Annotated in this window: 17 protein-coding genes and 1 pseudogene; 12 read left to right on the forward strand and 6 right to left on the reverse strand. The window is 67.6% G+C overall.

The genetic code is table 11. The features are described 5' to 3' along the window. Positions 1-722 precede the first annotated feature (722 nt). Positions 723-1,487: an AAA family ATPase gene (locus ACTWQF_RS34280; protein ID WP_443283673.1), complete on the reverse strand. Its 765-nt coding sequence runs from the start codon at positions 1,485-1,487 to the stop codon at positions 723-725. Next, on the reverse strand, positions 1,487-3,079 hold the full coding sequence (locus ACTWQF_RS34285) for a transposase (protein WP_443283675.1): 1,593 nt from the start codon (positions 3,077-3,079) through the stop codon (positions 1,487-1,489). The genes ACTWQF_RS34280 and ACTWQF_RS34285 overlap by 1 nt, the downstream gene beginning before the upstream one ends. A gap of 54 nt (positions 3,080-3,133) precedes the next feature. On the opposite strand from ACTWQF_RS34285, the gene ACTWQF_RS34290 reads away from it, so the two are divergent. Continuing rightward, entirely contained in the window at positions 3,134-3,283 is a 150-nt protein-coding gene (locus ACTWQF_RS34290; protein ID WP_443283676.1) for a hypothetical protein, read from the forward strand. A 79-nt stretch (positions 3,284-3,362) separates the two neighbouring features. Further along, on the forward strand, positions 3,363-3,893 hold the full coding sequence (locus tag ACTWQF_RS34295; protein WP_443283677.1) for a hypothetical protein: 531 nt from the start codon (positions 3,363-3,365) through the stop codon (positions 3,891-3,893). Between the two features lie 13 nt (positions 3,894-3,906). Here the strand turns inward: ACTWQF_RS34295 and ACTWQF_RS34300 are convergent, their stop codons facing one another. Next, entirely contained in the window at positions 3,907-4,905 is a 999-nt protein-coding gene (locus tag ACTWQF_RS34300) for a hypothetical protein (protein WP_443283678.1), read from the reverse strand. A gap of 823 nt (positions 4,906-5,728) precedes the next feature. On the opposite strand from ACTWQF_RS34300, the gene ACTWQF_RS34305 reads away from it, so the two are divergent. After that, the gene (locus tag ACTWQF_RS34305) at positions 5,729-6,493 is read left to right on the forward strand and encodes an IS5 family transposase (RefSeq protein WP_443283679.1); all 765 of its coding nucleotides are present in this window, start codon (positions 5,729-5,731) and stop codon (positions 6,491-6,493) included. Positions 6,494-7,140: 647 nt separating this feature from the next. Here the strand turns inward: ACTWQF_RS34305 and ACTWQF_RS34310 are convergent. Next, positions 7,141-7,650 (reverse strand): MarR family winged helix-turn-helix transcriptional regulator, encoded by a 510-nt coding sequence (locus ACTWQF_RS34310; RefSeq protein WP_443283680.1) that lies wholly within the window; start codon positions 7,648-7,650, stop codon positions 7,141-7,143. Positions 7,651-7,756: 106 nt separating this feature from the next. Between ACTWQF_RS34310 and ACTWQF_RS34315 the strand changes: the two genes are divergently transcribed. The 8 genes from ACTWQF_RS34315 (at position 7,757) to ACTWQF_RS34350 (ending at position 15,831) form a co-directional block, all read left to right on the forward strand. After that, entirely contained in the window at positions 7,757-8,551 is a 795-nt protein-coding gene (locus tag ACTWQF_RS34315) for an alpha/beta fold hydrolase (protein ID WP_443283681.1), read from the forward strand. A 42-nt stretch (positions 8,552-8,593) separates the two neighbouring features. Continuing rightward, the gene (locus ACTWQF_RS34320) at positions 8,594-9,103 is read left to right on the forward strand and encodes a cupin domain-containing protein (protein WP_443283682.1); all 510 of its coding nucleotides are present in this window, start codon (positions 8,594-8,596) and stop codon (positions 9,101-9,103) included. 75 nt (positions 9,104-9,178) lie between these two features. Continuing rightward, positions 9,179-9,802 carry an NAD(P)H:quinone oxidoreductase gene (wrbA, locus tag ACTWQF_RS34325; RefSeq protein WP_443283684.1) on the forward strand — a complete coding sequence of 208 codons (624 nt, stop codon included), beginning with the start codon at positions 9,179-9,181 and terminating at the stop codon, positions 9,800-9,802. A gap of 255 nt (positions 9,803-10,057) precedes the next feature. Beyond that, positions 10,058-10,972: an NAD(P)-dependent oxidoreductase gene (locus ACTWQF_RS34330; RefSeq protein ID WP_443283685.1), complete on the forward strand. Its 915-nt coding sequence runs from the start codon at positions 10,058-10,060 to the stop codon at positions 10,970-10,972. A 902-nt stretch (positions 10,973-11,874) separates the two neighbouring features. Next, positions 11,875-14,193, forward strand: coding sequence for a hypothetical protein (locus tag ACTWQF_RS34335; RefSeq protein ID WP_443283686.1), 2,319 nt, complete (start codon positions 11,875-11,877; stop codon positions 14,191-14,193). 397 nt (positions 14,194-14,590) lie between these two features. After that, the gene (locus ACTWQF_RS34340) at positions 14,591-14,797 is read left to right on the forward strand and encodes a hypothetical protein (RefSeq protein ID WP_443283687.1); all 207 of its coding nucleotides are present in this window, start codon (positions 14,591-14,593) and stop codon (positions 14,795-14,797) included. Between the two features lie 198 nt (positions 14,798-14,995). Then, positions 14,996-15,265, forward strand: a complete 270-nt coding sequence (locus tag ACTWQF_RS34345) for a hypothetical protein (RefSeq protein WP_443283688.1) — start codon at positions 14,996-14,998, stop codon at positions 15,263-15,265. Beyond that, on the forward strand, positions 15,262-15,831 hold the full coding sequence (locus ACTWQF_RS34350; RefSeq protein WP_443283689.1) for an ATP/GTP-binding protein: 570 nt from the start codon (positions 15,262-15,264) through the stop codon (positions 15,829-15,831). The genes ACTWQF_RS34345 and ACTWQF_RS34350 overlap by 4 nt, the downstream gene beginning before the upstream one ends. Positions 15,832-16,116: 285 nt before the next feature. Here the strand turns inward: ACTWQF_RS34350 and ACTWQF_RS34355 are convergent. Next, positions 16,117-16,284, reverse strand: a pseudogene (locus ACTWQF_RS34355) (ABC transporter ATP-binding protein); the annotation flags it as partial. A gap of 484 nt (positions 16,285-16,768) precedes the next feature. After that, on the reverse strand, positions 16,769-18,157 hold the full coding sequence (locus ACTWQF_RS34360; RefSeq protein WP_443283690.1) for a pyridoxal phosphate-dependent decarboxylase family protein: 1,389 nt from the start codon (positions 18,155-18,157) through the stop codon (positions 16,769-16,771). 95 nt (positions 18,158-18,252) lie between these two features. On the opposite strand from ACTWQF_RS34360, the gene yczR reads away from it, so the two are divergent. Further along, complete coding sequence (gene yczR / locus ACTWQF_RS34365) at positions 18,253-19,617, forward strand: aminotransferase class I/II-fold pyridoxal phosphate-dependent enzyme (RefSeq protein WP_443283714.1); 1,365 nt, start codon at positions 18,253-18,255, stop codon at positions 19,615-19,617. Positions 19,618-19,619: the final 2 nt, after the last annotated feature.

Below are 19,619 nucleotides of genomic sequence, written 5' to 3' on the forward strand. Positions count from 1 at the left end.
GCTTCGCAGACACGACGCGACGCCGCTACGCGGCGTAGGGCTGGCCCCCTCCGGGGTCCAGCCGACCCCTCCGGGGTCGAGGCCCCGGCCTCCGGCCGGGGCCAACCGGGCCTGATCGTCTGTGGATTCGCCTGTTCCGGTCTGCGGGTTAGCTTGGGGCTGAGGTAAATGAGTGTCCCCTCCGGGGCCACTCATTGGCGGGCTACAAGGAGGGGTAGGGGTTGCCCGCTCGGTTTCCTGAGTATGCATACCGGGGTTGGTTTTGGTCTCTGGAAACACTCCCCCGCAGTCTCATGCGGCTTTCCATGAAGCTGCCCTGATGCCGAATCAAGTATGCACCCGAGGGTCGGTATTGGGGACGGGGACACTGCCCACGCAGTCGAGTAAAACTTGCCTGGGTAGTTTGGACGCCCCGTCAAAAGACCGCTTGTTTCACTGTGATGAGCAACGGAATTACCGGCGGCGCCCTTCGTGAGGTTCAGCATTCGCCCTTTCGGTGAAGCATTCCCACCAGAATTTTAGTATCAGGCGTTCCGAAGGGCCCGGAATTCTATGGGCAGTGGCATTCACAGTCCCATACAAGAGGGTCCGGGACGTAGTTGAGCACGGCACCCGGGACCGAACCGGCCCTTATAGGGGCGTGGCCAAGCCACGGAACGCCATTCCAGTCAACTGCTCCTGGCGCCCCTTGCACGCATCTTTCGCGCAAGGTTGTGCCGGGGTCAGCCGAGTCTGCTGAAGGCCCAGCGAAGTAATTCCTGGTCAGGTCTGGCCCGCCCGGTCCGTTGGAGGGCTGTGAGGGTGTGGGCTGTGAGTCGGGCCCAGTTGCGGAAGTTGCCGTGCGCTGCGTGGCGATCGGCGTAGGCGATGTCCTCGGGATCGGTCCTGCTCCAGACGGGGTGGTACAGCGGGATGACCTGTTGGACTTCCGCCATCGTGAGCTTTTTGAGGTGCTGCCAGATGAAAATGCGGGAGGAGAGCATCGGTTCCTTTCGCAGCACGCTGTGCGCGCCCTCGCCTCCGGCGAAAAGGATCGCGATCTGCGTGTAGGGATTGTCCCAGGCGAACCGGAAGTACTCGAAGGTCTCTCGGTTGAGCCATTGTGCTTCGTCGACGACGAGCGTACGCGGCTGCGAGGCGAGAGAGTCCAGAAGGAGCCGGTCGAACTCGGATGGATGACGCGGGGGTTCGCCTGGCAGGCCGAGCGCGGCGAAGAGTTCGTGCCGTACCGCGCGGGCGGTGGGACGGGCGCGGAAGGTGATCCGGCAGACTTCCTCGCCCTGGGCTGCTTGGAGTTCGCGCAGGCAGACGTTGGCAGCGAGGGTCTTGCCGACGCCGGCCGGGCCGTGGAGGCACATCATGGCTCTGGCCTCGATTGTGTCGGCGATGTTCTCCCTGGCGGCCAGCAGGGCGCGGGTTGTCACGACCGCGGCGTCGGGGAGCTGCGTGTAGTGGTCGGTCTCCCGTGGGGGCAGCTGGCTGGTCATCACTCCTCCTCCCCGCCGGGTTGGGCTTTGTGTGTGCGGTGCAGGCTGGGTGGGGTGTTCCAGTCTTTGGGTGGTGGTGCGGGCGGGATGAGGTCGGGGAGGGCGAGGGCGTTCATGTCGCTGTGGGCTGTGATTTCGAGTTCTTGGTCGGCTTCGGCTGCTGTCACGGTGCCCAGGCGCTGTGGTGGTGTGGGGGTGGTGGCGGGGGCGAAGCGTTGCCGGCGCAGGGCTTGAGCTTTCTTGGTCTCCTCGCGCAGTCGGCGGGCCCTGGCTGTGCGGGTGCGCCGTAGTGCGTCGAGTTGTTCGGGGGTGGCGGCGTCGGCGAGGTGGGCGGAGCCGAGGTGGTTGCCGGCGGGGTCGAAGATTTCGATCTCGTGGTCGTGGTGGGGCATGTAGCGGATGCGGACGCTGCGTCCGGCTTGGCCGGCCATCCATGCGCCGATGTAGTCACGGCCCTTCCAGCGCACTCCGTGGCTGGTCAGTTTCCGGGTTCGGCCGTCGTCTTCCAGCATCAGGCCCCACAGAGCGGTTTCGGGGAGGTCGGAGAGGGGGGTGGGGTCGCTCTGCCATGCCTCGATAGGGGTGTGGCCGGTCAGGCCGTCAGGACGGTGGGTGGTGTTCCACCACGTCGTCCAGGCCAGGACCTCGGCGGTGAACTCGGTGAAGGCCAGGGGCGGGGGGTCATCGGGGTTGGCGGGCTTCTTCTTTCGGTGCCGGGGTGCGGCGGTGGTGGTGTGACCGGGCAGGGCGGCGAAGAGCATGCGGTCGGCCGAGCGGTTGAGGTTTTCCACCGTGCCTTTCAGGTGCGGGCTGTAGGCGGGCAGGTCATCGACCCTGGCGCCGAGGGTGCCGAATACGCCCAGGACCGTCCTTGAGAGGAAGTCCTTGCCTCTGTCGATGCGCACCGCTTCGGGGATGCCTCCGGCCGGGCCGTACGGGCCGGTGCGCAGGATCGCGGCGCGCAACGCGGCCAGGATCGAGGCACGGGACGGCTGACCCGGTGTGACAGCGGTGCCGGTGATGGTCTTGGTCGCGACATCGATGAACCAGGTCACCCACGGGCGCACCAGCTCCCCGCCGGCATCCACCAGGAGCGGCGCCTGGACGTGGTCGGCCTCCCAGGTGTGGTTGCGCCACAGCCGGGGCCGCTTGCCGAAGACGTCATGGGCGCGGGCCGCCTCCGGGCTGCGGGCCAGAGCGGCGCGTTCCCCGGCAGTCAGGTCACGGCGCACCGCGCGCAGGAACGTCGAGAGCGACGGCACCGGATCCAGCACCGGTACCGCCTGGGCTGGTGCCCCTCCCGGAACGGTGGGGGCAGGCTCTCCTGCTGCTTCCCGGGCGCGGGCGGTCAGTTGCCGGTGCACTGCAGAGGCGTTTCCCTTCCAGTACGCCAGCAGCACCCGTACCTCGGGCGTGACCTCGAACCGGTCTCCCGTTCTGAGGCCCGGACGGGCCGCCGCGTCCGGGTCGGCTTCGGCCTGTGCGAGCCAGCGCCACACCGTCCGCTCCGAGACTCCCAGACACTCCCCCGCCAGCCGCACATGCCCCCGTGAGAGCCGGCCCTGCCCGCGCAGCAGGAGCAGCTGCTGCACAGCGGGCCCACGCAGCACGGTCAGCCCGGGGCCCTCTGGTGGTGCGCCGACTGGATGCTCGGCTCACCGCGCTTCGGCGGCGCCGTGGCACGGGTACCCGTCATCACCCTGTCCGCCCTACTCGCCGGTTGCGCCCTCGCCGCGTCGCTGCACGCGCACTCCGCCGAACTCGAAGCCTGCGCCGCCCGCCGCATGGGACACTGAGCCCTTTCCATCCTCAGCCTGAGCTGGCCAAAGGTCAAAAACTGCTTTCGACCGGGCAGTGACGCGACAGACTTGCGGTATGACAGCCGCAATCATCTCCGCCAGCGCGAGCATCGTCGTCGCTGTGCTTGCCTTCTTGCTCGGTCAACGAGCCCAGATCCGCCAGGAGAGACGAGAAGCTCGGCTCGCCCGTGTCAACAGCCAACTGCGTGAGCTGTATGGCCCCATGAACACCCTTGTGCAGACAAACGAGCAGATTTGGGAAGCGCTGCGTGCAACTTTCCTTCCTCCACGCGACCAACGCGCGGCGAGCGCAGGTTCAGACGAATGGACCCTCTGGAGGAACCAGGCACTCATGCCCACGAATCGAAAGCTCCGCGATCTTATAATTGATCACGCCGACTTGGTCATCGAGTCAGAATTCCCACAACCTCTTCGTGATTTTTGCGCACACGTCCTGTCACTGGAGGTCGAAATTTCTTCCGAGCCGGAAAGACTAGCGAGGCGTGCCCTTATCCCGCACCCGGGTGATGAATTTGTTCACTACGTCCGGACATCTTTCGATCAACTGAAGGCTCGCCAGCAGGAACTGCTGGGATCGACAATGTGACTCAATAGCACCGTCAGCTCAAATCTTGCGCACTGGACATCAATCTTCTTTCCTTCAGACATAGTGGGCAGCAAGACAAGCCTTCCAGGTAGCTACTCACGGGCCACCCCTGCGCCTCTTCTTCTCTTCTCTTCATGCACGCCTGACTGGTCAATCTGCAATTTAGGCGCGAGTGCTCTTTATACAAGCCAAGGCGGCAGCACTCCAGTCCACCCAATCCGCTGACCATTGTGCCGTGCAGTGGGAGCCTCTTCAGCCCGAAGAGCTTCTGTAGCGCCAGGGCTTCAATCAACTCCTGCGTCAGGAAATTCCCTTCGCCCCAGTTGACGGAGGCCTGCTGCGCGCGCCCGGACCCGTCGAAGCAGATTACGGAATAGTACTCGGTCGGTAGAAATGGCTTCTTTTGCCCAAGTTTAAGCCGCTCAATATCTTGACGTAACGCCAGGACGTGGGCATTGTAAGCTTGCCTCAAGTTGCAGGAATCGGGAAAGTATGCAATGACTTCCTCGATAAACTCACGCGGATATGCGTGAACTGCGACGAGGAGGACTATGCGTTCAAGTGGGACGTTGCTGGCGAGGTGGCGCAACTCCCATTTCGTGTGATCTCCCTCGTGTAGCTGAATTACGATCAGGGAGGCTCTGGAAGCAAAGGTTCTGACCGCATGCCTCCATTCCTCATCTGCGGCGTAATGACGTGCTGCACCCGGATGCGCAAGCCTTTCTCCCGGTCTTCCGAGCGCAACGACTTCGCCGTATGCGCGTTTCAGTACCAAACACAGGAACTCCTCCTCCGTAAATGCGTCAATTGAATGGCGCATATCAATCTCCGCGTACTGGAACTTCGAGGCTCTGACGTCCGTCCCGAAAGTGCGGAGGTAAAGGACAAAATCCTCGGGTAGCTCAGAGGGAGATTCGTAACGTTTCGCCGCAATCGCGCGCCTAAAACGACCAACTTTATAGGCCGTCTCGTGAAAAGAGATGAGCTGAAGGATGGCGACGATGACGAGCATCGAAAACAAAAGGTACCGGGGAGATCTTTCCATCCAGCTGCCATCGCTTACATACCGCGCGACCCCCTCACTGTAAAGTAGGCAGAATATAATAAAGCCGCCAGGATCCCTTACGGCTCGCGCGAGACGCTGAAGTACGGTGCTGCAGATCGCGGCAGACGCCTTTCGAAACCACCCTGGCATTGCGCCTCCATCGCACGGCCGTAGTCGTGAGTACAAGGTGTTGCCGACCAACTCTGTGCCACAGCAGGAGGTTTCCAGAGGCTCCGTGCACCTCGGAAATCCGGACTCCCGTGAACCCTCTGCCAGTCTGATGACACAAGTTCGTCGTCAGCGAAGATCCTCCTGATCGCTACTCCCCATGCGTACGACAGCTTGACCACCACAGCGCCGCCCCCGATGTGCCAGCTGCCACGCCTGGAACACATTGTGGTGGCCATGGTCATCTATGTCAGCCGAACTTCAGAACGACAAAGGACGACTGCTACCCTCTTGGCCCGAAACAGTCTGGTTTTCGGGTCATTCGTTCGGTTTAAGTGATCTGGTGGGAACACGCGGCATCCGCGCCCATCGCCGGAAGCAGCATCCGCGGGGCGGCCGGGTTTCACCGCCAGGTCGTCCATGTGGGGCGTCGGCGAACGGGCCGGAGCGTTCGATGATCATCGCGAGGGCCTGGTCGCGGGGCGGTGTCCACGGTCTGGTGCTCGGTGTCAGTGACGTTCCCAACCCGCCTTGGTGGCACGGCAGTTGGCGTGACAGTGGAGTGAAGGCCCTGGTAGACGGGTTCACGACCTAGATCACCCGTGCCGGCCAGAGGCTTCACGTGCTTGTTTACCCTTCTGGACTTGACCTGTCCAGCTCGCACCTTCGCGTCCTGACCGCCCGCATCCGTGACCGCCGCCGGGAGATCGGGAGCCGATGGCGACGGCTGAGCGCCGGCCGACAGGCACTCCTCACCCTCGCCCACCTGCGCAACGGGCATCCCTACGCCCAGCTCGCGGCAGGGTTCGGCATCGGCACGACCACGGCTTACCGGTACATCACCGAAGCCGTCGACCTGCTGGCAGCCCTGGCACCCACGCTCGAACAAGCCGTCCGCGACGCATCGAGGAAGGCGTTCGTCCTGCTCGACGGCACGCTCCTGCCGATCGACCGGATCGCCGCCGACCGACCGTTCTACTCGGGCAAATGCAAGAAGCACGGCATGAACGTCCAGGTCCTGGCCGACCCGGCCGGACGCCTACTGTGGGTCTCGCCAGCTCTGCCGGGCGCCGTTCACGACATGCGTGCCGCACGCGAGCACGGCATCCTGGACGCACTGGCCACGGCGGAGGTCAACTGCTGGGCCGACAAGGGCTACCAGGGCGCCGGCTCGGCTGTCAGCGTGCCGTACCGAGGCCCCAGGGAGCACCTGTCCGGCGGTCAGCAGGCCGTCAACCGCTCGCACGCCAAGATCCGAGCCCTCGTCGAACCCGCCATCGCCACCCTCAAGACCTGGCGACTCCTCCGCAAGCTGCGATGCTCGACCACCCGCATCACCAGCCTCGTTCAAGCGGTTCTCACCCTCCACCTCACCTGCTCAAACTGAGGTTGGAAAAGGCTCAGTGTCTCCTTCGACTGCAAGGACCAGAACACCTGCTACTCCAACCCTCCGACGCCCGGGGGCGTTCCGTTCCCCGGTGGACGGGTCGCTGTCGACTTCGCCGAGGTACCGCCCGGTTCCACCGTGACCATCAGGGTTCTCGTTGACGGTGTGACCATGGAAGAGGTCACCAGGAACGCCGACGAGGTACCCGGTTCGTGGTACGTGGATGTTCCGGTCGCGGGTAACCTCAGCCTTGTGGCCAGTGTCCACGGCGACGGGCGGGGTACCCTGCGCGGCGGTGCCCGCTGGGGGCTGAGAGGCTGTTTTGTGCCGGCCCGGTCGGCGCTCCGCGTTCCGATAAGGAATCTCCGTGTCCTATCCCGATCCCCGCTCCTTCGGTGAGCATGGAGAGACCAACGCCGGGTTCCGGCCCGCGAGCACCGTGCCTGACTTCATCGCCACGCCGCGCACGTGTTCTGCCGGGTGGAGGAAGGAGCCGTGCTCGATGTCGGGCGGCAGGAGTTCGGCCGCCACGGCGTAGAAGGACGCGAGCGCGGGCGGGAGTTCGGTGGCCGCCGCCGGGGGGCGGCGGTTCTCGGTTCGGGCATACGCGCCATTGTCCCGGCTGTCCCGGTGCCGCTGTCCCGGCGTCAGCGGGCGGTGTCGCCGGCGGTGTCGCCGTAGGACTCCAGCACCGCGGCGAGCGTGGCGGCGAGGCGCCGGCGGTCCTCGGCGTCGAGGCCGTCCAGGAGGCGGGCCTCGTTGGCCAGGTGGAGGGGGAGCACCCGGTCGATCACCTCCAGGCCGTTCGGGGTGAGGCGGATCTTGACGGAGCGCCGGTCGTGGGCGTCGGGGACGCGGGTGACCAGGTCCTTGGCGGCCATGCGATCGACCCGCAGGGTGATCGCCCCGGTGGTGACAAGCGAGGACTTGAGGAAGGTCTTCGCGGTCAGCTCGTAGGGCTCCCCGGAGCGGCGCAGCGTGGACAAGATGTCGAACTCGCCCGGTTCGAGGCCGTGTTCGGCGAGGAAGTCCTTGATCTCCTTGTCCCACAGCCGGGACAGTCGCATGATCCGCCCGACCACGCCGATCGGCGTGAAGTCGAGGTCCGGGCACTCCTGGCGCCACTGCTGCAGTACTGACTCCACCGCGTCCGCCACGGGGTACCTCCTGACTTAGATAGGTGAGCGCTCATTTAATTGACACTCGCGCAAGTGGCGTTTAGCTTAGCACTCACTTAATCGCTCCTCATGCAAGGAGGCGGCCATGCCGTTCACCTCTGCCCGCACCACCCGGGTCCACTACGAGATCGACGGCGAGGGCGAGCGTCAGGCGCCCGGCCTCGCCCTGGTCCACGGCGTCGGCGGCGACGCCGAGAAGGTCTTCGCCAACGTCGTGGACCACTTCAGCGACACCCGTACCGTCGTCCGGCCCAACCTCAGCGGCAGCGGGCTGACGGACGACGACGTCGGCGAGCTGACCGTCGACCTGATCGCCGACCAGGTCACGGCCGCGGTCCGGGACGCCACCGACGGCCCCGTGGACCTGCTGGGCTTCTCCCTCGGCGCGGTCGCCGCCGCCGCGGTCGCCGCCGCCCACCCCAGCCTGGTCCGCCGGCTTGTCCTCGTCGGCGGCTGGACGCACTCCGGCGGACCGCGCGACCGCTTCTACTTCGAGACCTGGCGCAAGCTGCTGGAGACCGACCGCGACCTGCTGAAGCGGTTCTCGGCCCTGACCGGCTTCAGCGCCGCCACCCTGGACCGGTTCGGCCACGACGGGCTGGCCCAGTCGCTGGCCGACCCGTGGCCGCCGGCCGGCATCGTCCGCCAGATCGACCTCGCCGGGCGCATCGACATCAGGCCCCTGCTCCCCTCGATCACCGCGCCCACGCTGGTCGTCGGCTTCGGCGGCGACGCCATGATCCCCGTCGAGGGCTCCCGGCAGCTCCACGCGGCGATCGCCGGCAGCCGGCTGGTGGAGGTCCCGGGCGAGGGGCACATGGACTGGTTCGCCGACCCCTCCGGCCTCGTCAAGCTCACCCACGACTTCCTCGACGACTGACCCGGTTCCCCCTACGCCCCCTCCTGCGCCCAAGGAGTCCTCATGTCCTATCCCGATCCCCGCTACTTCGGTGAGCACGGCGAGATCAACGCCAGCTTCCGGCCCGCCACCGCCCCGCCCGACTTCGTGTCGCAGCCGGCCGCCACCGACGGCCCGAACGTCTCGCAGGGCACCGCGTACCACTACCTGTCCACCACCGTCTCCACCGGCGGCGAGTACGGCCTGTACCGGGTGGACATGGGCCCGGACTTCGGCGGGCCCAGCACGCACTTCCACAAGGCGATGTCCGAGTCGTTCTTCATCCTCTCCGGCACCATGCGGCTCTACGACGGCCGCCGCTGGATCACCGCCACCCCCGGCGACTACCTCTACGTGCCCGTCGGCGGGCTGCACGCCTTCCGCAACGAGTCCGGCGAACCCGCCTCCATGCTCATGCTCTTCGCGCCCGGCGCACCCCGCGAGGACTACTTCGAGGGCGTCACCCAACTCGACGGCCTCAGCGAAGAGGAACGCGCCGACTTCTTCCGCCGCCACGACAGCTTCTTCGTCTGACGCTACGTCAGTCATCCCCCGGTCCCGGCACCAACCGCCAACCGCCACTTCCCACTTGCAAGGAGAGCCACTCCCATGACCACCGTGGCCGTCATCTACTACTCCTCCACCGGCAACGTCCACACCATGGCTCGGGCCGCCGCGCAGGCCGCCGAGAAGGCGGGCGCCGCCGAGGTCCGGCTGCTGAAGGTCGCCGAACTGGCGCCCGCCGAGGCCATCGCGAGCAACCCGGCCTGGGCGGCGCACATCGCCGCCACCGCCGACGTCCCGGAGGCGACCCCGGCCGACGTCGAGTGGGCCGACGCCATCCTCTTCGGCACCCCGACCCGGTTCGGCCTGCCCGCAGCGCAGTTGAAGCAGTTCATCGACACCACCGGCGGCCTGTGGGCCCAGGGCAAGCTCGTGAACAAGGTCGTCTCCTCGTTCACCTCCACCTCGACCTGCCACGGCGGCCAGGAGAGCACCCTGCTGGCCCTCAACAACACCTTCTACCACTGGGGTTCGATCATCGTCCCGCCCGGCTTCGCCGACCCGATCCAGTTCGACGCGGCCAACGGCAACCCCTACGGCGCCAGCAGCATCTCCGACAACGACCCCGACAACGTCGCCGAGGCGAACCTCGCCGCCGTCGAATTCCAGGCCCGCCGCGCCGTCGAAACCGCCGCCGCCCTGCTGCGCGGACTCACCCCCACCGCCTGACCGGCCCACCCGCACACAACCCGCCCCCCGGGCCGGTGAGCGGGATGCGCCCCCTTCCGCAACGGGTCCGGCGAGCCCGCCTCCATGCTCATGCTCTTCACCCCCGGCGCGTCCCGTGAAGGCCACTTCGGCGTGAGCGCACTCGCCGACCTCGGCGAGCCGAACAGGAGCGCGCCGAGTTCTTCCGCCGCCCCGCCCCGCCCCGCCCCGACAGCCTCTTCGTCTGCTTCTTCGCTCTGATCCAGGAGGACCCCCATGACCACAGCAACGGACACCACCACCCGTCCGGCCGCCGAAGCGGGCCCGGTCACCGTGCTCGGCCTCGGCGCCATGGGCTCGGCGATCGCCAGGACGTTCCTGGACCACGGCCACCCCACCACCGTCTGGAACCGCACCGCCGCCAAAGCCGCGCCCCTGGCCGATGCCGGAGCCGCGACGGCCCCGACCGCCACCGAGGCCGTCGCGGCAAGCCCCCTCGTGGTGATCGCCCTGCTCGACAGCGCGGCAGTCGAGCAGGTGCTGGCCTCCGTCGACACCGCGATCACCGGCCGCACGCTGGTCAACCTCACCAGCGGCTCACCCGACCAGGCCCGGGCCAACGAGCGCTGGGCACGCGAACACGGCGCCGCCGGATACCTCGACGGCAAGATCATGGGAGACCCGCCCTACGTGGGCACCCCGAACATCCTCTTCCCGTTCAGCGGCTCCGACACTGCCTTCGCCGCCCACGAGACGACTCTCCGCGAGTTGGGCACCGTCACCTACCACGGCGAGGAACCCGGCGCCGCCGCCGTCGAGTTCATGGCCCAGGTCGCCACCTCCTACGAACTGCTCATCGGCTACCTGCACACCCTGCGCCTGCTCCGCGAAGAGGGCGCCGACCTGGCCGGGTTCACCCGGCGGTTCGGCGACTCTCTGACAGTGTTCCCGGCGTTGCTGACCTCGATGGCCCAAGCGGTCGAGGCCGGGGAGTACGGCCCGGACCTCGGCTCGCTCGACGTCCAGGCGGCGCTGATGGACGACCTGATCGGCCACCGCGAATCCGTAGGCGTGGAAGCCGTGCGGATGCGGGAGGTCAAGAGGCTGATGGACCGCCGCATCGCGGACGGCCACGGCGACCAGGGCTTCTCCAGCCTGTTCGAGCTGCTCGCTGCGCAGAGCGCGGCGTAAGGCAGACACCGCCCGCGCACGTAAGCGCACGCACCCGACGACGGAAACGGCAACCCGTGCTCTGCGCACCATCCCCGGCCGCCACCCGCATGAGGCGGCCGGGCTGTCCACATTGCGACCATCCAGGCCGGCCTTGGGGACCAGGAGTTCTCCGCCCTGGTCAATGCCCTCGACGATTCGCTGACGGCTCTCCGTCCTGAGGAAGACCTCAGCTCGACCCCCTGAGGACGTGGGCACCTTGCGCGTCCGTTCTCGTCCCGTCCCGTGGGTCACAGTGCATTGCGACGTGCTGCTCGACCCCGCCTTGAGCGCGACGGCTGGCTGCTGCATATCGTCCTGCTGGCCGCAGCCGACTACGAGGTGCCTCCCGAAGAGGTCCCGGCGCTGGTCGGGTTGCCCGACAGTGACGCGATGGAGCCCTTCCTCCAGGAGCTCGCCCAGGCCGGACTCGTTGACCTGGGCGAGCACCTTGGCCGGCCGCCTGCCACCACCGTGTACCCGCAGCCGCTGCCGGAAGAGCGGCGCCACCCCTGTGTGCCGTGTCAGCAGTGCGGCGAGTGCTCGTGCCGGTACATGCCGGCCGGTGCCAGCCGTGTGCCGATGCTGACCGTGCTGAGGCGCGTCTGCGCCAGGATGTGGCCCGCTGGAAGGCGCAGCAGGCGGCTGGTGCCACCTATGCCAAGGGCCGAGGCGGGACGCGTTTGCACCGCTGGGACTGTTCCTCGCTGGAGAACCCGGACAAGGCGATGGCCCGGTTGTCAACGGTAGGTCTATCATCCGGCACACCCTGCTGAGAGCAGCGCTTCTCGATGAGCCGCGAAGGCACCACGGCTGCTGGCCTCGGCCGGCGGCGGACAGCAGCAATGGACAGGACTCCCCGGCTGTCGGGGAACACGGAGTGCATGACTCTCCAGCACCCCTCGCATCGGGGCGGTGAGCGCCGCGACCGGTTCGCCCGCTTCGCGGAAGCCGCCTCGAACCTGACCAGTTCGCCGCTCTTCTTCCTGATCTGCCTATTCCTGATCACCGGGATGGTCATCGTCCACATGGTGCATCTGCCAGTGCCCTGGCTGGTCTTCGCGGGTGACGTACTGACTTCCGTCAACCTGCTCATGCTGGCCCTGCTGAAGAACTCCGAACGACGCGCCGAGGACGCTATCCAGCGCAAGCTGGACGCGATCGCGGCGCGCCCGGAGTTAGCCCGTCCCCGAATGGGAATCACGGTGATGTCGGTGCCGGTCAGTAGTCTCCGTCCCATGAATCTAAAAGGCCGTGATATCGCGCTCTCCGGTAGTTTCGACGCCCTCGGGCCAGGCGAGGCCGAGCAACGTCTGGAGGCCGCGGGCGTGCACGTGACGGACGAGCTCACGCCCTCGACAGCTGCGATCTTCGTAGGGCGTGAGACTTCACGCGACAAGGGCAACAAGGCGTACGTCCTGGGCATACCGAGGTACGACGAGGCGGTGCTCCTCGCGGCGCTCGCGGAACTTGAGGAGCCGGTGAGCCGGACCGCTGAGCCACCGGGCTGTTTCGTCGACTCGGCAGCGCTCCCTGCGGCCGGCCCGGCGGAACTGGAAGAGGTGCTGAGGGACGCCGACTGGGCAGCGTTTGTGCCGGCCCGCGACCTCCCTCCGCTGCGGGCCCGGCTTATGGAGCTCGAAGGCGAGCACGGCGTCACCCCGGCGCACCGATTGGCCACGAACATGATCCGCGTGCGGGGCACGATGCTGAGCCGCCCGTACGGGCACCGGTCGAAGATCACAGCGCTGGCGCTCAGCCCTTCCGGCAGCCATCTGGCCACCGGCGACTGGGGCGAAGGCGACAGCGGCACCGCGCAGGTCTGGGAGGTCGCGACCGGGCGGTGCGTCAACGTCCTGAAGTGGATCGACGGCGGCGTCGGCTGGGACGGCGAGGCGCGCACCATGCAGTGGTCGGCCGACGGCCTGCACCTGGGCATGGCCTTCCGCACCAACGCGATCGGCGTGTGGGACCCGTTCGGCGAGTCTTCCGAGCCACGCGCGGAGGCCCAGGTGACCGACGGTAATCCCCGCCCGCCGGCCTGGGCACTGCATCCCGACGGGCGCAGCGCCTACATCGCCACGGGCAACAAGGAGGGGGGCGGTGTGGAGGGCTGCCTGGCCCCGCTGGAGCACGGCGTCCTGTTCTGGCTGGCCGCGGAGGCCGAGATGCCGCACGAGCACATCCTGGCCAAGGGACCCGTGCCAGCGGACATCCGGGAACCCTGCGGGGAGAATCTGGAGGTCGACCGCTCGCCCCTCTGGTCCCCCGACGGAAACCGGCTGTACGTCGCCAACCGCTCCGAAGCTTTCGTCGTCGATGTCCCCACGGGCGCCCCGCTCTGGCTCTCCCACAGGGTCGACTGGCTTGCCGAGTGGAGCCCGGACGGACGCTACCTCGCTCATATCCATAAACGGCTGCTGCACTTCCGTGACGCGGACACCGGCCGCCCGGCCACCGACCCCACACCGACCGCCGGGTCACGCTGGAACCTGTCGCTGCACTGGGGCATGCGCGGTGACACCGCCCGACTCGCCGCCGTGCTGAGCGAGAAGGCGGCCGAGCCCGGCGTGGCGGTCTACGACGACGGGCGACTCATCCACCGGCTGGCCATCACCCCTGCGGAAGCAAAGCTTGCCCGGGAGAACAAGGACTTCACGGTATGGGCATGGGCGCCGTCCGGAGACCAGGGAGCCGTCCTCACAGCAGCGGGAGACATCGAGATCTGGTCACTGGGCGACGGCGAGCCCAGGCGACTGCGCACATTGGCCGCCCCGATCGATACGCAAGGCGTGCTGTGGGGCGCTGACAACGTGATCGTCGCGGCAGGCGAGAAAGTGCTGCGGTTCCTGCGGGCCGACAGCGACGAAATCGTGGGCGACTATACGTTTCTGCGAAAAGCGGAAGCTGAGCTGCCGATCCACCCAGACTACGTCTACGACGAATTCGACGGCAGAATCCTCACACTCGACGAGCACACCTGGTGCCTGCCCATCGAACCGGACACGGCCATCGCGCCACCCGAGCGCCGCGCCGACATCGAAGCACATCTCGCCTGGATCATCGACCGGCGCTTCGCCTGGCCGCTCCACTGGGGCCGGTTCGATATCTGGCCGGACGCGGCAACCGCGGTCGCCCATCTCCAGACAACGTCACCGGACACCAAAGCACTGCAGCAGGCCGTAAGGGAAACAGCCGGATAAGAACTCCTCATGTCAGTGCGCACACACGCCTGTACAGGATGATGCAGACGGCCAAGCGCAGGAGGGTGACGTGGATGTCATCGCAGCGATCCCAACGACCGCGACCACGTGCATGAGCCCTTCGGTGAACAGTCATGGCGGCGCGTGAAAACGATCGTGGAACAGCGGGGCGGGCCGCCAGCAGCGCAAGGCCGACCTCGCCGAGGTCCTCGATCAGGTCCTGCGCCGAGCACGCCCTGGGGTCCTGTCGGCCCGGAACGGGGGGAGCGTTGGTGCACTCTCGGCGGGTGTACCCGAGCAGCAGGCGGTGCAGGCCTGCAAGGGGCGCAAAACCGGCAGGGCTGCGGCGCCCGCCCACGACAGGGACGAGGGCACAGGGAGTGCTGCTGGTGGTCCGTTGGGTGTCCCGGTGGGTGCGCTGCCGGGACAGTACGGCGGTGCCGAGGTGGAGGACGTCGCCGTCGAAGACGTCGAGTGGGAAAAGGCAGACAGCCTCGACGACCTGACCGCCCAAGGCGACAGCGAGGATGCGCCGCCGCGCGACACGCGGCCCGACGGTGGGTTCGCGTTGTGGGACGCCTACCAGGAGGCACAGCGATGGTGAGTGAACTCGAAGCCGTCCCGCTGTCCGCAGAGCCGTCGGCGATCACTACCTGGCAGGGATTCGAAGCGTTCGCCACCACTCCCCCACCGGCGCCACCGGCGGCGGGTGCACCACGGCGCAGCGTGGACGAACGTCTGGCCTACCACTCGGCGTTCGTCACCATCCGCACCCCGGCCCGTCGACACCCTGGCCCGCAACGTGCGCACGTTGATGATCCTCGGACAGCACCAGCGGGTCACCGCACGACCCAGCCTGATCGTCACCGGCCCCGCCACCACCGGCAAGACCACCGCGCTCCTCGAGGTCGGCCGGGTCTGCCACCTCGCCCACACCGCACGCAGCCACCCCGGCATCGGCCACACCGCCGCCGTGCCGGTCGCCTACGTCCTGGTACCACCCGCCGCCAGCGCGAAAACTCTCGCCGCCGAGTTCGCCCGCTATCTCGGCATCCCATCACAGCCCGGATGACCCAAGCCCAGATCACTGCGGCAGTGTGTGCCACCTACGCCCAAGTAGGTGTGCGGCTGGTGCTGATCGACGAGATCCACCGCCTCAACCCATACACCGCCACCGGGGCCGAGACCGCCGACCTGCTCAAAGACCTCACCGAACGTATCGGGGCGACGTTCGTGTACGCGGGGATCGACGTGGCACGCAGCGAGTTGTTCAGCGGGGTGCGGGGTGCTCAACTCGCCGGACGGGCCAGCCTGATCGACTTCGGTTCCTTCCCTGCCCGTCTCGGACAGCAGGAGCCGTTCAAAGAGCTGATCACGTTGATGGAACAGGCACTCGACCTCGACCATCACAAGGCGGGCAGCCTGCCCCGCCTGGCCTCATATCTTCACGAGCGGACCGGCGGGAAAATCGGCAGCCTGGCCCGGCTGATCCGGCAAGCCGCGATCGACGCGATCTGCGACGGCAGCGAACGCATCACCCGCGCATCCCTCGAGGCCATCCAGCTCGACCATTTCGCCGAAGAACACTACCGACCCCGTACCCGCCACTCCCCCACACACGGGCGTTCACGCCGGTAACAGCGCTGACGCGCCGACTTTGAGTACACAGCCCGGGAGCGGGGCTGCCCCCTGGGAACGGGCGTGTAAAGCCCCGGCTGTCTTACGGTCTGCCAGTACAACTGTGCAGACAGGCCATGCTCACCCAACCAAACTGCACAGCACGCACGAAAGCCCAGGCCATCGCCACAATCACCCCCGCTGAACGCAGCAACAGCCAGTCCCTGTACCGGACTTGACCCCCTACCCCGGACCGGCAGATCACCCAGCCAACCCGCGAAACCCCAGCTCACAGGACCGCTCTCTACGCAGACTCACCGACCGGCGACACCCATTCGGGCCGAAGAACCCCGTCACTCTTCCCGACCCGACCGTGAACGACAGGTCGTCGACTGCCGTTCTACGGCCATAACGCTTGGTCAGCCCTTCGACCCTGATGGCCACCGGGTCCCCAACAAATGTTCGTGAAGTCATACCCGGAGCGTCCGGTGTGGTGATCCCCCAGTCATCCGCCCACGGTCGAAACCCGAACTCCCACCAGGGGTGGAGACCACACCGCTGGGCGCCGTCTCCCCGCGGCCCGCTCCAGCAGGTGTTCATAGGTGTCCGCCTGTAAAGCGCGGCGATGCTCGCTGATCGTGCTGTGGGTTTCATACCTTCATGAGTGGCCGCAAATGGCTGGATTCCTGAAACACCTTCACGAAACAGCCAGGGATCGCGGCGCTTCAAGCGCGTGGACGCGCACGACGGCCTGTGAGCTGGTCACCAACGCCATCAAGCACAGCCACGGCACCGAGATCACCGTGACGCTCCGGCTCGACAGCGGCGTGCTGCAGTTCGGCGTCAGCGACAAGGCCAGCCGTTGTCCGCAGATCCAGCAACCGAATCACGACGCTGAGGCCGGGGTGATGCCGCAAGGCGAGGAGCCGGGTGGCCGCGGTTGTTTCCGTGAGGCCTTTCACAACTTGTGTACCGCGGCTTGCAGCGCCGCGGCTATCCGGCGAGTGTCGGTTTCGGTGGTCTGCCAGTTGCTGAAGGCGGCGCGCAGTGCGGGCACGCCGTCGAGAACGGTGGGGGTGAGGAAGACCTCGTCGGCGAGTTGCCCGGTCAGCGCGGTGAGCCGTTGGGCGGTGGGGTTGTCGGCGAGGGTGAAGCAGACGACGTTCAGGCGGACCGGCGCCAGGAGGCGCAGGCTGGGGGTGCTGTCGATGGCGTCACCGAGGGCCCGTGCACATGTGGTGCACCGCTCGGTGATTTCACGATGGCCGTCCCGCCCGTAGGCCCGCAGGGTGAACCAGGCGGCAAGGGCGCGCAGGCGGCGGGAGTTCTCCGGGGTGAGGTGGGCCATGTCGGGGGTGTCGCCGAGCGGGCCCAGGTAGGCCGCCGCGTTCTGGAAGACGCTCGTTTGCAGGTCGGGCCGGCGAGTGAACTGCACGGCGCTGTCGTAGGGGACGTTCAGCCACTTGTGCAGGTCGACGCAGATCGAGTCGGCCAGGTCGAGGCCGTCGACCCAGTGCGCGTGATCGGGTGACAGCGCGGCGAAGGCGCCGAAGGCGGCGTCCACGTGCAGCCAGAAGGCGTAGCGCTCGCGCAACGCGGCGATGGCGCGCAGGTCGTCGAAGTCGGCGGTGTTGACGGTACCGGCGTTGGCGACCACGATGCACGCGCCGTCGGCCTCGCCCTCGCGAAGCGCCTGTTCCAGCGCCGATACGTCGATGGCTTCTCGCCCGGGCAGGGACCGCACAGGGGTCAGGGCCCGGCGTCCCAGGCCGAGTACCGACAGAGCCTTGGGCACGCTCGAGTGCGCGGCTCCCGACAGCACACGTACCGGCCCGAGTACACCCGCTCCGGACTCCGCGGGTGAGACGCCCCGCTGTTCTCCGAGCCATTCGCGGGCGACGGCGAGGCCGACAGTGTTGGACATGGTGGCGCCGCTGACGAAGGTTCCGTGGTGCCGGTCGGACAGACTGAACAGACTCCGCAGCCAGGCGATCGTCTGGCGCTCCAGGTGCTGTCCTGCCCCGTCCAGGGACGAGAAGGCGTTCTGGTCCCAGGTCGCGGTCATCCAGTCGCCGGCCAGCGCGGCCGGCGTCGCCCCGCCGGTGACGAATCCGAGATAGCGCGGTCCAGCGCTCGCCGAGAACGCCGGCTCCCAGCGGGCGGCGAACTCCTCCAGGGCTGCCCGCGTTCCCGCCCCCTGGGCGGGCAGGGCATCCGGCTCCGGTATCGGCGCAGCGGGGACGACGTCCCGCTCGGCGACCTGCCCGAGCAAGTGCGACGCGTGTTGCTGGACAGCGTCCAGCAGGTGTGGCAGCCCGTCGCGGTCCTCGGCGAGTCGTGGATGCATGGCATGTCTCCGTTCGTTTTGTCGGCCGACCACGACCGTAGGCAGCCTCGCGGGTCCGGTGCCTGATCCAATCATGGAAAACTGGACCAGTGCGCATGAGGGACGACTTCCTGGTACAGGCCCTGGGGCCCTGGCGGAACACCAAGGCGCCACTCAGCGCGGCGCTGGCCCGCGCGGTACGGGAAGCACTGCTCGACGGCCGTATACGCGCTGGCAGCGAGTTGCCCGCCGAGCGCCGCCTCGCCGCCGCTCTCGGAGTGAGCCGTGGCACGGTGACAGCTGCCCTGGACCGGCTGCGTAATGCCGGATGGGTCCGCACCCGGCACGGCAGCGCCAGCACGGTGCAACTCCCCGCCGCCGCCGCGGAACGGATCGCTCCCCTCTCGGCGACCGGGGAGGTCGGCTCCCTGATCGACCTGCGCCGGGCCGTTCCCGCCGCGCCACAGGAGCTCTACCTGGAGGCAACCCGGCGAGCCACCGAACGGGCAGGGCCGTTGCTGGCCGAGCACGGCGAACCGGGCCCGGGCATCCCGGAGCTGCGCGCGGCGATCGCCGCACAGTACAGCCGCGAAGGCACCGCGACACGGCCCGAGCAGATCCTCATCACCAGCGGGGCGCGAGCCGCACTGACCCTCCTCGCCACACACTTCAGGCCTCGCGTGGCGGTGGTGGAGACCCCCACGTACTTCGACGCGCTTCAGGCCCTGCGCCATGCCGGAACGAGGCTGGTGGGCTGCCGAGTCACCACCGACGGCTGGGACCTGGACCAACTGCGCGACGCCTTCGCCGCCGCGCGCGGCCACCTCGCCTACCTGGTGCCCGACTTCCACAACCCGACCGGAGCGCTCATGCCCCCGCACACCCGCCGGACCGTGACCGAACTCGCCGCCCAGCACCAGGTCACCCTCGTGGTGGACGAGACCCTGCGCGACCTCGACTTGCGCGACCAGCCGGACCCCATACCCCGCATCCCCGGCGCGCTGCTGATCGGATCGACCAGCAAGTCCATCTGGGGCGGTCTGCGCATCGGCTGGATCCGGGCCCGTGCCTCGCTCATCCGGACGCTGCAAGACCACCCACTGTCCGGACCATTGTCCGCGCCCCCGATGCAGCAGCTCGTCGCCGTTGAACTGCTCCGGGACCTGGAACCGGTGCTCGGGCGACGCCGGAAGGAGTTGCGGCAACAGCGCGACCACCTCGGCAACCTGCTCGCCGAAGACAGCCGTTGGCACTTCGCTCTCCCACCCGGCGGACTCACCCTGTGGCTGCGACTGACCACCACCCTCGCCGACACCGTCGTCGAGCGGGCCGGCAGGCACGGGGTCGCACTCGTGGCGGGCCCACGCTTCGCGGCCGACGCCACCCTCACCCGCTACCTGCGTGTGCCCTTCACCCCACCACTGCATGTACTGGATCAGATCGCAGGCGTCCTCGACGACGCCTGCCGAGATGAACGCTAAGC

Source organism: Streptomyces sp. 8N114, assembly GCF_052245835.1.
GTDB lineage: Bacteria > Actinomycetota > Actinomycetes > Streptomycetales > Streptomycetaceae > Streptomyces.

Bases quoted from the DNA above. Each gene is read 5' to 3' on its own strand.
- ACTWQF_RS34335 (WP_443283686.1), top strand. From the start codon at position 11,875: ATGACTCTCCAGCACCCCTCGCATCGGGGCGGTGAGCGCCGCGACCGG.
- ACTWQF_RS34360 (WP_443283690.1), bottom strand. From the start codon at position 18,157: ATGCATCCACGACTCGCCGAGGACCGCGACGGGCTGCCACACCTGCTG.
- ACTWQF_RS34350 (WP_443283689.1), top strand. From the start codon at position 15,262: ATGACCCAAGCCCAGATCACTGCGGCAGTGTGTGCCACCTACGCCCAA.
- wrbA (WP_443283684.1), top strand. From the start codon at position 9,179: ATGACCACCGTGGCCGTCATCTACTACTCCTCCACCGGCAACGTCCAC.
- ACTWQF_RS34300 (WP_443283678.1), bottom strand. From the start codon at position 4,905: ATGCTCGTCATCGTCGCCATCCTTCAGCTCATCTCTTTTCACGAGACG.
- ACTWQF_RS34290 (WP_443283676.1), top strand. From the start codon at position 3,134: ATGCTCGGCTCACCGCGCTTCGGCGGCGCCGTGGCACGGGTACCCGTC.
- ACTWQF_RS34315 (WP_443283681.1), top strand. From the start codon at position 7,757: ATGCCGTTCACCTCTGCCCGCACCACCCGGGTCCACTACGAGATCGAC.
- yczR (WP_443283714.1), top strand. From the start codon at position 18,253: ATGAGGGACGACTTCCTGGTACAGGCCCTGGGGCCCTGGCGGAACACC.
- ACTWQF_RS34295 (WP_443283677.1), top strand. From the start codon at position 3,363: ATGACAGCCGCAATCATCTCCGCCAGCGCGAGCATCGTCGTCGCTGTG.
- ACTWQF_RS34330 (WP_443283685.1), top strand. From the start codon at position 10,058: ATGACCACAGCAACGGACACCACCACCCGTCCGGCCGCCGAAGCGGGC.
- ACTWQF_RS34320 (WP_443283682.1), top strand. From the start codon at position 8,594: ATGTCCTATCCCGATCCCCGCTACTTCGGTGAGCACGGCGAGATCAAC.
- ACTWQF_RS34280 (WP_443283673.1), bottom strand. From the start codon at position 1,487: ATGACCAGCCAGCTGCCCCCACGGGAGACCGACCACTACACGCAGCTC.